The sequence below is a fragment of the Streptomyces sp. NPDC058157 genome (genome assembly GCF_042884105.1).
In the GTDB taxonomy this organism is placed as follows: domain Bacteria; phylum Actinomycetota; class Actinomycetes; order Streptomycetales; family Streptomycetaceae; genus Streptomyces.
This window is the reverse complement of the sequence record NZ_JBHVUQ010000219.1, coordinates 1-10,870: the sequence shown is the minus strand read 5'-3', so window position 1 is coordinate 10,870 and position 10,870 is coordinate 1. Positions and strand designations below refer to the sequence as shown.

Here is a 10,870-nt window from a genome sequence, read left to right as displayed (position 1 = left end):
AGTTTGAGGCGCGGGGGTCTGGGGGCGTAGCCCCCAGGGCGGCTACGCCCAGAGCTGGCCCTGGAGGACCTCGATCGCTTCCTCCGTCGTCGCCGCCGTGTAGACGCCCGTCGACAGGTACTTCCAGCCGCCGTCGGCGACGACGAACACGATGTCGGCGGACTCGCCGGCGGCCGCCGCCTTGCGGCCGACGCCGATCGCGGCGTGCAGGGCGGCGCCCGTGGAGACGCCCGCGAAGATGCCCTCCTGCTGGAGGAGTTCACGGGTGCGGGTCACCGCGTCGGCCGAGCCGACCGAGTAGCGGGTCGTCAGGACCGAGGCGTCGTACAGCTCGGGGACGAAGCCCTCGTCGAGGTTGCGCAGGCCGTAGACGAGGTCGTCGTACCGCGGTTCCGCCGCCACGATCTTGACCCCGGGCACCTGCTCGCGCAGGTAGCGGCCGACGCCCATCAGGGTGCCGGTCGTGCCCAGGCCCGCCACGAAGTGGGTGATCGAGGGGAGGTCCGCCAGGATCTCGGGGCCGGTGGTGGCGTAGTGGGCGCCCGCGTTGTCCGGGTTGCCGTACTGGTAGAGCATGACCCAGTCGGGGTGCTCCGCCGCCAGCTCCTTCGCCACCCGCACCGCGGTGTTGGAACCGCCCGCGGCCGGCGACGAGATGATCTCGGCTCCCCACATCGCGAGAAGGTCGCGGCGCTCCTGCGAGGTGTTCTCCGGCATCACGCACACGATCCGGTAGCCCTTGAGCTTCGCGGCCATGGCGAGCGAGATGCCCGTGTTGCCGGAGGTGGGTTCCAGGATGGTGCAGCCGGGGAAGAGGCGGCCGTCCTTCTCCGCCTGCTCGATCATGTGGAGCGCGGGGCGGTCCTTGATCGAGCCGGTCGGGTTGCGGTCCTCCAGCTTGGCCCAGATCCGGACGTCCGCCGAGGGGGACAGCCGCGGGAGGCGGACCAGCGGGGTGTTGCCGACCGCCGCGAGCGGGGAGTCGTACCGCATTACTTCGAGCCGCCGGCCACGGCCGGGAGGATGGTGACGCTGTCGCCGTCCTTCAGGGCGGTGGCGATGCCGTCGATGAAGCGGACGTCCTCGTCGTTGAGGTAGACGTTCACGAAGCGGCGCAGCTTGCCGTCTTCGAGGAGGCGCGCCTCGATGCCCTTGTGACGGGTCTCCAGGTCCGCGAACAGCTCGGAGAGGGTGGCGCCCTCACCGTTCACGGCCTTCTCGCCGTCGGTGTAGGTGCGGAGGATGGTGGGGATGCGGACCTCGATGGCCATGGCAGCAGGCTCCAGTGTCGTGAAGGAGGAGGTGGAGAGAAGAATGCGGGCGCGCTCTCGTGCGGCCCGCGCGCGGGGCCGTGGTGCTCAGGCGGCAGGACAGATGGCGCTGGCGAGGCGGCACAGGTCGACGTGCAGCCGCGCCACGAGCAGCAGCCTGCCGGGCGTCTCGATGCTCACGTCGTGGGAAACCATGCGGTCATGTTAACGATTCCCGGTCCCCCGTTTGGAGTGTGATCCCGCATCGTGGACGTCTGCCGCTCACATAGTGGTCAGTAGGCGGCTACGACCTGCACTTCTTCCTCCGTGATCACGCCTTCGACGATCCGGTACGAGCGGAACTGGAACTCGCCGAGGCCGTCGGTGTCGGCCGTGGAGACCAGGACGTAGTGGGCGCCGGGCTCGTTCGCGTACGTGACGTCCGTGCGGGAGGGGTAGGCCTCGGTCGCGGTGTGCGAGTGGTAGACGATCACGGGCTCCTCGTCCCGGTCGTCGAGCTCGCGGTAGAGCTTCAGGAGGTCCTTCGAGTCGAACTCGTAGAACGTGGGCGAGCGGGCCGCGTTGAGCATCGGGATGAACCGCTCGGGCCGGCCGGTGCCCGCCGGGCCGGCCACGACGCCGCACGCCTCGTCGGGGTGGTCCTTGCGGGCGTGTTCGACGATCTGGTCGTACAGGGCCTGGGTGAGGGTCAGCATGGGGCTCAGGATAAGCAGACGGGCCCTCCCGTACCGAGGTGTGGTACGGAAGGGCCCGCATGGTGGACACGAGGTCCGCAGGAGCGCGGTTCCCGGCGGTGACAGGCGGCCGGGAGCCGGTCCGTTACGAGGAGGCCGAGGTCTTCTCGAACGCGGCGCCGCTGGGGTTGCGGGCCTTGAGGACGAGGTAGGACACGCCGAGGATCAGGCCCCACAGCGGGGCGCAGTACAGCGAGACGCGGGAGTCCTTGTCGAGGCCCATCATCACGATGACCATGCCGATGAACGCCAGCGAGAAGTAGCTGGTGTACGGCGCGCCCGGGGTCCGGAAGGTCGACTGGGGCAGTTCGCCGCGGTCGGCCTTGGCGCGGTAGCGGATCTGGCAGACCAGGATGACGATCCAGGCCCACATGCCGGAGATGGTGGCGAAGGAGACGACGTAGTCGAAGGCCTTGCCGGGGGCGACGTAGTTGATCCAGACGCCGACGAGCATGAGGGCGGCGGAGAAGGTGGTGCCGACCAGCGGGGTGCCGGTCTTGGTCAGCTTGGTGAAGAACTTCGGGCCCTGGCCGTTGAGCGCCAGGTCGCGCAGCATGCGGCCGGTGGAGTACATGCCCGAGTTGCAGGAGGACAGGGCGGCGGTCAGCACGACGAAGTTGACGATCGCGGCGCCGACGCCCAGGCCCATCTTCTCGAAGGCGAGGACGAAGGGGCTCTCGCCGGCCTTGAAGTTCGACCACGGGATGACCGACATGATCATGATGAGCGCGCCGACGTAGAAGACGGCGATGCGCCACGGCACGGTGTTGATGGCCTTGGGCAGGGTCTTCGCGGGGTCCTTGGACTCGCCGGCGGTGACGCCGACCAGCTCGACCGCGAGGAAGGCGAAGACGACGATCTGCAGGGTCATCAGCGTCTCGCCGATGCCGTTGGGGAAGAAGCCGCGGTCGTTCCAGAGGTTGGAGACGGAGGCTCCGGCGGCGGCGTCGGAGAAGCCGACGGTGAGGATGCCGGCGCAGATCAGGATCATGCCGACGATGGCGGTGACCTTGACCATGGAGAACCAGAACTCCAGCTCGCCGAAGAGCTTCACGGAGATCAGGTTGGCGGCGTAGAGGATGACCGTGAAGATCAGCGCGTAGGCCCACTGCGGGAAGCTGTCGTGCGTCCAGTACGACATGTACTTCGCGGCGGCGGTGACCTCGGTGATGCCGGTGACCACCCAGAACAGCCAGTAGGTCCAGCCGGTGGCGTAACCCCAGAACGGGCCGAGGAACTCGCGGGCGTAGTCGGAGAAGGAGCCCGAGACGGGGCGGTACATGAGCAGCTCGCCCAGGGCCCGCATGATGAAGAAGATGACCAGGCCGACGATGGCGTAGGCCAGGATCAGGCTGGGCCCGGCCTTCGAGATCGCCTTGCCCGCGCCCAGGAACAGGCCGGTGCCGATGGCCCCGCCGATCGCGATCATCTGGATCTGGCGGGCGCCGAGCGCGCGGTGGTAACCCTCGCCGTCGCCCTCGCCCTGCGCGCCCTCGCCGGGCGTCCTGTCGTGCTGTTCGACCTGCACAGAGGTCATGTTTGGTGCGCCTTTCTCCACGCCGACCCGCGCCTTGGACGGCTGCGGATCGGGTCCTCGATCCCCCCGGATACGGATGGAGTTGCACCCGGCGGTCAGCCGGTTCGAGCGGGCCGGGGGACATGGGTGGCGTCCCGGCGGCGGTCGTGAAGATTTATCACGCGCTTAGGGGCGGAGGAAGGGGCGAAATACGACGCAGGGAGGGTTTATATCGGGACATATGGCCGGAAACAGATCAGATCACCGCATGGCGGTGATCTGATCGTTATCCGGATTTGAGCGTCCGCTGAGCGAACGATGTGCGCGCTTGAGGGTCCTCAGAGCGTTCTCAGAGGGTTTCGATGAGGGTTTCCTGCAGGCCGCCGAGCCAGAGGTAGGCCATCACCATCGGCTTGCGCGGGTCGTCGTCCGGCAGCCGGTAGAACTCCCCGCTCTGCTCGTCCTCGGTGATCTCCAGCCGGGCCGCGATGGTCAGCCGCAGGTCGTTGAGGGCGCCGAGCCAGCGCAGCGGCAGCTCCCCGGCCAGCTCCAGCACCGCCGCGCCGTCGCCGGCCGGGGTGAGCGCGTCGAGGCTGCGCACGACGGCCAGCGCGTCCTCCCGCTTGCGGGTGCGCAGGTCGGTCTCGGTGAAGCGGCGGAACTCCGCCGAGCGGGCCCGCAGCTCCTCCGGGTCCTCGCCGGGCGCCGCGCCGGGGCCCCCGTACGCGTCGGGGAACAGCCGGGCCAGCGCCGGGTCGGACGGGGGCTCGGTGGGCCCCTCGGCGGCGAACAGCACCGCGAGGGGGTCGGCGTCCTCGGCGGGCTCCGGCTCGCCGGGGCCGATCAGCTCCAGCAGCTGCACCGCGAGGGAGCGCAGGATGGAGATCTCGATCTCGTCCAGCGCGACGGCGGCCCCGCCGCCCTTCAGGGGCTCGAACACGCCGCCCATCAGTTGCGGTCCTGCGAGAGGGTCGCCCAGAGCCCGTAGCCGTGCATGGCCTGCACGTCGCGCTCCATCTCCTCGCGGGTGCCGCTGGAGACGACCGCCCGACCCTTGTTGTGGACGTCGAGCATCAGCCTGGTCGCCTTGTCCTTGGGGTAGCCGAAGTACGCCTGGAACACGTACGTCACGTAGCTCATGAGGTTGACCGGGTCGTTGTGGACCAGGGTCACCCAGGGGACGTCGGGTTCCGGGACCGCGAAGGTCTCCTCTGCCGATTCGGTCCGTTCGATCTCAATCGGAGCAACACTCACTCGTCCCATGCTGCCACTGCGGCAGGCCCGTCGCACAAACGGGCCCCCTCCCGGGACGGCCCCTCCCCTACATCTCGTCACTTTGACGAAATGTGCGCTAGCATCCGTGCCATGAACCCTGCGGACCTGGGCCTGCCGGTGGACGTGCCGTCGACAGCGCTCTTCACGGACCATTACGAGCTCACGATGCTGCAGGCCGCGCTGGCCAACGGCACGGCGGACCGGCGCTCCGTCTTCGAGGTCTTCACCCGGCGGCTGCCCGAGGGGCGGCGCTACGGGGTGCTGGCGGGGACCGGGCGCGTCCTGGACGCCGTGGAGAACTTCCGTTTCGACGGAGCGGTGCTGGAGTTCCTGCGGGAGCGGGCCGTCGTCGACATGCGGACGCTGGACTGGCTGGCCTCGTACCGCTTCTCGGGTGACATCTGGGGCTACCCGGAGGGGGAGGTCTACTTCCCCGGGTCGCCGGTGCTGCGGGTCGAGGGCAGCTTCGCCGAGTGCGTGCTGCTGGAGACGGTCATACTGTCGATCCTCAACCACGACTCGGCCATCGCGGCGGCCGCGTCCCGGATGGCCTCGGCGGCGGGCGGGCGGCCGCTGATCGAGATGGGCGCGCGCCGCACCCACGAGCTGGCGGCGGTCGCCGCCTCGCGGGCCGCGTACGTGGGCGGCTTCACCTCCACCTCCGACCTGGCGGCCGGCTTCCGGTACGGGATCCCGACGGTCGGCACCAGCGCGCACGCCTTCACGCTGCTGCACGACACCGAGCGGGACGCCTTCACCGCGCAGGTGGCCTCGCTGGGCTCCGGGACCACCCTGCTGGTGGACACCTACGACGTCGCGGAGGCCGTCCGCACGGCGGTGGAGGTCGCCGGGACGGGGCTGGGCGCGGTCCGGATCGACTCCGGCGACCTGCTGCTGGTCGCCCACCGGGTGCGGCAGCAGCTGGACGAGCTGGGGGCGACGGACACGCGGATCGTGGTCACCTCCGACCTGGACGAGTACGCCATCGCCTCGCTGGCGGCGGCGCCGGTGGACGCGTACGGGGTGGGCACGCAGCTGGTGACGGGCAGCGGGCACCCGACGTGCTCGATGGTCTACAAGCTGGTCGCGCGGGCGGAGTCGGCGGACCCGAAGGCTCCGCTGGTCCCGGTGGCGAAGAAGTCCTCCGGGGGGAAGACCTCGATCGGCGGCCGCAAGTGGGCGGCGCGGCGGCTGGACGCGGAGGGCGTCGCCGAGGCCGAGGTGGTCGGGACCGGGCCGGTCCCGACGGCCCTGGCGGACCGGCAGCTGCTGGTCCAGCTGGTCAAGGCGGGCGAGGTGGTGGCCCGCGAGCCCCTGGACGCGGCCCGCACCCGCCACGAGCGCGCCCGCGCGGGCCTGCCGCTGTCCGCGACGCAGCTGTCCCGGGGCGAACCGGTGATCCCGACGGAGTACGCGTAGCCGTCGCCTTCCCCCGACGACTCCACCCCGACCCGCCGTGCCCCGGGGCCGGGGCGGGGCGGGTCGCCGTCGGACGCCGCCTGCGGGCCGTGGCCGCGGCGCGGAACGGGATCCCCTAGCCGCCCTTCACCCGTTCTCTGGGCCTCCGCCCCAGACCCAGCGCCTCAATCTCCCCCGGCTACCGCCGGGGGAGGTCAAGCGCACCGGGCGCGGAACGGGGGCTGGGGCGGGGGCCCAGTTTCGGGAAGGGGCGGGGTGGGGGATGAGCACCCGCAGGGCCCGACGCGCCGTACCGCCAGACCATCCACACCGAGCCGAAGGGCACGCGACATGCACCGCGCACTGATCGTCGTCGACGTACAGAACGACTTCTGCGAAGGCGGCAGCCTCGCGGTCACCGGCGGCGCCGACGTCGCCGCCGCGATCACCGAGCTGATCGGGAACGCCACGGCCGGCTACCGGCACGTCGTGGCCACGCGCGACCACCACATCGACCCCGGCCCGCACTTCGCCCTCCCCCCGGCGGAGCCGGACTACGAGAGCTCCTGGCCCGCGCACTGCGTCGCCGGGACCGAGGGCGTCGGGTTCCACCCGAACTTCGCGCCCGCCGTCGCCTCCGGGGCGGTCGCCGCCGTCTTCGACAAGGGGGCGTACGAGGCCGCGTACAGCGGTTTCGAGGGCACGGACGAGAACGGCTCCGGCCTCGCCCGGTGGCTGCGCGAGCGGCACGTCGCCGAGGTGGACGTCGTCGGCATCGCCACCGACCACTGCGTCCGCGCCACCGCCCTCGACGCCGCCCGCGAGGGCTTCACGACCCGCGTCCTGCTCGACCTGACGGCCGCCGTGGCCCCCCACACCACCGAGAAGGCCCTGGAGGACCTCCGGGCGGCCGGGGTGACCCTCGTCGGCACCGTGGGCGGCCCCGCCCGCGACTGACCCGGCCCGCCCCCGCTAGTGCCCCAGCAGGGCCCGGATCGGGTGCCAGAGTTCCGTCGTGCCGTCCGGGGCGCCGCGCCACAGGAGGCCGTCCGGGTGGTGGAGGACCGCCGTGATCTCGTCCGGGGTCGGGGGGTGGGCGTTGCCCCGGAGGTACACCGCCCGCATGCCGAGGTTCCGCAGCCTGGTCAGGGCGCGGGCCCGGTTCGCGGCGTGGACGAGGACGCGGACGTTCCCGGCTTCCCCGCACGGCCTCGGCAGCGTCAGCGCGACCACCACGCTGCCGCCCGGCAGTCTGACGAAACCTCCACCTGGCATGATCTCCAGCTCCCCCGTCAATAAGAACAGTCGTCCGTGCATCTAAACGCGATCGGCCGCCGCCCGCTAGAGGGCGACGGCCGATCATGCTTTGACCTGGGGGTTTATCCCATTACTTGCCCGAGGGGCCGACCTCGATCGTCATCTGGAGGCCGTCGTAGGTCTCCTTCGCGATCTTGATCTTGGTGTTGGTGTCAGCGACCTTCACCGAACCGGTCGGGTTCTCGTCGTAGTAGTACTTGCCCTTGTGGTCGTCGAAGACCAGGTTGGCCGGCTTCGGCTTGACGAAGAGCGACTCGCCGTTCTTGTGCAGGGTGAACGCGTCCGTCGAGTAGGCGCTGAACGGGGCGTCGTACGGCTGGATCTTGTTGCGGAGCAGCGTGCCGTCCGCCCACTTCATCGGCTTGGCGTTGGCGTCGATCGGCAGGATCAGACCCGAGCCGGGGTGCTGGCTCGTGTTGTTGTCCTTCTGCGACTTGTCCCACAGCCAGATCAGCAGACCGTCCTGGTACGGGTAGTGCTCGACCCAGTTCGGCTTCGAGTTGGCCCAGCCGAAGTTGTACGGGCCCACCTTGAGGGTGTGGTCGTACGAGACGTAGCGGCGGTTCTCGGCGATGTAGTACTGCGGGTACTCCTTGGTGAAGCCCGCGCCGACCCGCTGGAAGCCCTTGGCGGTCCAGCCGTTGTCACCGTTCTCCGCACCGTCGGCCAGCAGCGTCGCGCCGTCCGCGGTCAGGGTGATGGCGTCGGCCGTGAAGCCCTTGCCGCCCGCGCCGCCGTCCGTCTGGTAGCGGAAGCGGAGGTCGACCTTCTTGCCCGCGTAGGCGTCGAGCGGGAAGTTCAGGGACTTCCAGGCGCCGGAGACGCCGGTCAGCGAGGGGGCGCCGGAGGCGTCGGCCGGGATGGCCGCACCGTCGGCGGTGCCGGCGAGGGCGGTCCAGGTGGCGCCGCCGTCCGTGGACACCTCGGTGTAGAGGAAGTCGTAGTCCTTCTCGATGTCCCACCAGCCCTTGAGGGAGAGGGCCGCGGACTTCTTGCCCGTCAGGTCGACGGAGCGCGTCAGGGTGTTCTTGAGGTCGTCACCCATCTGGCTCCACCACTGCGAGGAACCCTCGGCGGGAGCGACGATGTCGGTCTTGACCTGCTTCTTCGGCAGCTCGACGACCAGCGCCTGCTTGTCCTTGGTGTTGTACTCCGAGACGCCCAGCTTGTGCGTGGACTTCGTCGCGGCCTTGGCCGTGTCGTAGTTCAGCCAGCCCAGCTGGAGCTTGTCCCAGGCGGTCATGTCGCCCGGGAGGTCGCCTATGGAGTCCTTGCCCTCGCCGAGCCAGGAGCCCGCCGACATCAGGGACCAGAAACCGACCGAGTTCTCGCCGCCACCGGAGGTGTCGTAGAGGTCCGGCAGACCGAGGTCGTGGCCGTACTCGTGCGCGAAGACGCCGAGGCCGCCGTTCTCCGGCTGCATCGTGTAGTCGCCGACCCACATGCCGGTGTCGCCGATCTGGGTGCCGCCGGCCTTGTTGTTGGCCGGGCCGGTCTTGCCGACATTCGTGCCGTAGGCGTACCAGCGGTGCGCCCACAGCGCGTTGGTGCCCTGCACGCCACCGCCGGCCGACTCGTCCTCGCCCGCGTGGACGATCTGGAAGTGGTCGATGTAGCCGTCGGGCTCGTTGAAGTTGCCGTTGCCGTTGTAGTCGTTGCGGTCCCACTGGTCGTACTGGGACAGCGTCGCCTTGATCTCGGCGTCGGTCTTGCCGGCCTTCTTCTGGAGCTCCGCCCACGCGTTGACGCCGTCCCTGACGAGGTCCCACACGTTGGAGCAGTTGGTCTGGCCGCAGTAGTTCGAGCCGTAACGGGCCTCGTTCCACGGGACCTTGACCCAGTCGGTGACCTGGCCGTCGACCGAGTAGCGGCCCGAGGAGGTCTTCTCGTAGTAGGTCTTCAGCGAGTTCTTGCCCTGGCCGGTACCGAAGTACAGGTCCTGGAAGTAGTCGCGGCTGAAGTCCTTGCGCCAGGCGGTGCTGTTGTTGTCCGCGCGGTTGGGCTGCGCGATCTGGTTGTGCAGCGGGCCGGGCGTGCCCCCGTACTTGGGCTGCGGCGGCTTCGGGCCGTCCGGGCCGTCCGGGTCGTACATGGTCGTGTTGTCGACCTGGTCGCCGAAGTCGACGAGGATCGTGAAGATCTTGTCGGTCTTCTCACGGCCGAGCTCGACGTACTTCTTGTCGTCGAGCTTGACGACCTTCGAGGCGCCGCGCTGCTCGACCTGCTTCTTGCCCGCCAGCACCTGGTCGAGGGCAGCCTCGCGCTCCTGCGCCTGCTGCTTGCTGAACGGGGTCTCCAGGTCGTGCTTGACCTTCTCCTGGGCAGGAGCGGTCGGGTCCTGCTTCCCGGAGGCGGGTACGTCGCCCCAACTGGTGTTGGCCTGGGCCGTGGTGAACATGGCGCCCGTGGCGGCGGTGGCCACCATGGTCACGCCGACTGCGGCGGCGCGCAGCGCGCGACGCCTTGCGGAGTTGCCGGTCACTTGATGTCGTTCCCCTCCCGCGGCCGCGGGCGTTGGTCGGAACGTCTCCATAGGAGCGGGGGGTTCCGCGCGGCGCGCGTCTCAAGTGACGACATTTGACCGGAGAGTCTAAAGAAAAGACAGACCTTGACTTCTTCCTTACAACTGCACTATGCGGTCAGCGAGTTCCGCTATTCGGACGTTTGGAGTCATCGGGGCCTTCCGGGGCGAAGGGAGTCCCGGATGCCGGAATCCCGTCCGCTTGCGACCCGGTTTGTGACGCCGGTCCGTGACCCCGTGCGCCCCTCGTGCTCCGGCCTCGTGGGTAAGGTCACGCTTACTTCTGGCCTTCCTCGGGCATCCCGTCGTATGGGCCACTCGACGCGCGCGACCGTCGAGCGGACTCCGAGCCGACGTACCCACGCACCTCCCGCCTCCGAGGACGGAACACGTCATGCCGCGTCCGACTGCCGCACAGCTCGCCTACGGCTCCGCCACCGTCGTCGTGTCGACGATCGCCATGCTGCTGCTCTCGCAGACGAGCACCGGGATCGGGGTCGCGGTCATCTCCGCCGCCGCGCTGGCCCTCGGGCTGCTGGTCGCCCTCACGGTGCCGCTCCCGCGCCGCCGGGGCCGGCACGCCGCCGTACGGGGCGGCCGGCCGGACGTGGCCGCCGCGGCCTCGGCGCCGGGCGTGGACGGGTCGTCCGGTTCCGGGGCCGGTTACGGTTCCGGGGCCGGTTCCGGTTCCGGTTCCGGGGCCCGGGTGCCGGAGCCGCGAACGGCCCCGGCGGAGCACTCCGTCCACCACTGAGCCCTCCCGCGGGACGCGGGCGGCCACGCCTGCGCGGACGCGGACGCGCGCGGACGGCCGGCCCCGGGCGGGGCCGGCCGTCCG

General features: G+C 70.1%; 12 protein-coding genes. 3 read left to right on the top strand and 9 right to left on the bottom strand.

What is annotated here, in order from left to right; translation table 11 throughout:
- Positions 1-42: 42 nt before the first annotated feature.
- From ACFVXK_RS33095 to clpS, 7 genes are all read right to left on the bottom strand, one after another.
- Positions 43-993, bottom strand: coding sequence for a PLP-dependent cysteine synthase family protein (locus ACFVXK_RS33095; RefSeq protein ID WP_389619195.1), 951 nt, complete (start codon positions 991-993; stop codon positions 43-45).
- Positions 993-1,271: a MoaD/ThiS family protein gene (locus ACFVXK_RS33090; RefSeq protein WP_366452204.1), complete on the bottom strand. Its 279-nt coding sequence runs from the start codon at positions 1,269-1,271 to the stop codon at positions 993-995. Before ACFVXK_RS33090 ends, ACFVXK_RS33095 begins: the two co-directional genes overlap by 1 nt.
- Before the next feature lie 87 nt (positions 1,272-1,358).
- Positions 1,359-1,466, bottom strand: a complete 108-nt coding sequence (locus ACFVXK_RS33085) for a putative leader peptide (protein WP_311736929.1) — start codon at positions 1,464-1,466, stop codon at positions 1,359-1,361.
- A 77-nt stretch (positions 1,467-1,543) separates the two neighbouring features.
- Positions 1,544-1,966: a Mov34/MPN/PAD-1 family protein gene (locus ACFVXK_RS33080; protein WP_079427322.1), complete on the bottom strand. Its 423-nt coding sequence runs from the start codon at positions 1,964-1,966 to the stop codon at positions 1,544-1,546.
- Between the two features lie 124 nt (positions 1,967-2,090).
- Entirely contained in the window at positions 2,091-3,542 is a 1,452-nt protein-coding gene (locus ACFVXK_RS33075) for an amino acid permease (RefSeq protein WP_389619190.1), read from the bottom strand.
- 328 nt (positions 3,543-3,870) lie between these two features.
- A complete protein-coding gene (locus tag ACFVXK_RS33070) occupies positions 3,871-4,470 on the bottom strand; it encodes a DUF2017 domain-containing protein (protein WP_389619187.1) in 600 nt (199 codons plus the stop codon).
- Complete coding sequence (clpS, locus tag ACFVXK_RS33065; RefSeq protein ID WP_045948367.1) at positions 4,470-4,784, bottom strand: ATP-dependent Clp protease adapter ClpS; 315 nt, start codon at positions 4,782-4,784, stop codon at positions 4,470-4,472. Before clpS ends, ACFVXK_RS33070 begins: the two co-directional genes overlap by 1 nt.
- 102 nt (positions 4,785-4,886) lie before the next feature.
- Between clpS and ACFVXK_RS33060 the strand changes: the two genes are divergently transcribed.
- Positions 4,887-6,215, top strand: a complete 1,329-nt coding sequence (locus ACFVXK_RS33060; RefSeq protein WP_389619183.1) for a nicotinate phosphoribosyltransferase — start codon at positions 4,887-4,889, stop codon at positions 6,213-6,215.
- 330 nt (positions 6,216-6,545) lie between these two features.
- Positions 6,546-7,151, top strand: coding sequence for an isochorismatase family protein (locus ACFVXK_RS33055; RefSeq protein ID WP_389619180.1), 606 nt, complete (start codon positions 6,546-6,548; stop codon positions 7,149-7,151).
- A 15-nt stretch (positions 7,152-7,166) separates the two neighbouring features.
- On the opposite strand, the gene ACFVXK_RS33050 is transcribed toward ACFVXK_RS33055, so the two are convergent.
- On the bottom strand, positions 7,167-7,469 hold the full coding sequence (locus ACFVXK_RS33050) for a hypothetical protein (protein ID WP_389619201.1): 303 nt from the start codon (positions 7,467-7,469) through the stop codon (positions 7,167-7,169).
- A gap of 112 nt (positions 7,470-7,581) precedes the next feature.
- Positions 7,582-9,936 (bottom strand): immune inhibitor A domain-containing protein, encoded by a 2,355-nt coding sequence (locus ACFVXK_RS33045; RefSeq protein ID WP_389619198.1) that lies wholly within the window; start codon positions 9,934-9,936, stop codon positions 7,582-7,584.
- A 490-nt stretch (positions 9,937-10,426) separates the two neighbouring features.
- On the opposite strand from ACFVXK_RS33045, the gene ACFVXK_RS33040 reads away from it, so the two are divergent.
- The gene (locus ACFVXK_RS33040; RefSeq protein ID WP_389619177.1) at positions 10,427-10,786 is read left to right on the top strand and encodes a hypothetical protein; all 360 of its coding nucleotides are present in this window, start codon (positions 10,427-10,429) and stop codon (positions 10,784-10,786) included.
- The last annotated feature ends 84 nt before the right edge of the window (positions 10,787-10,870 follow it).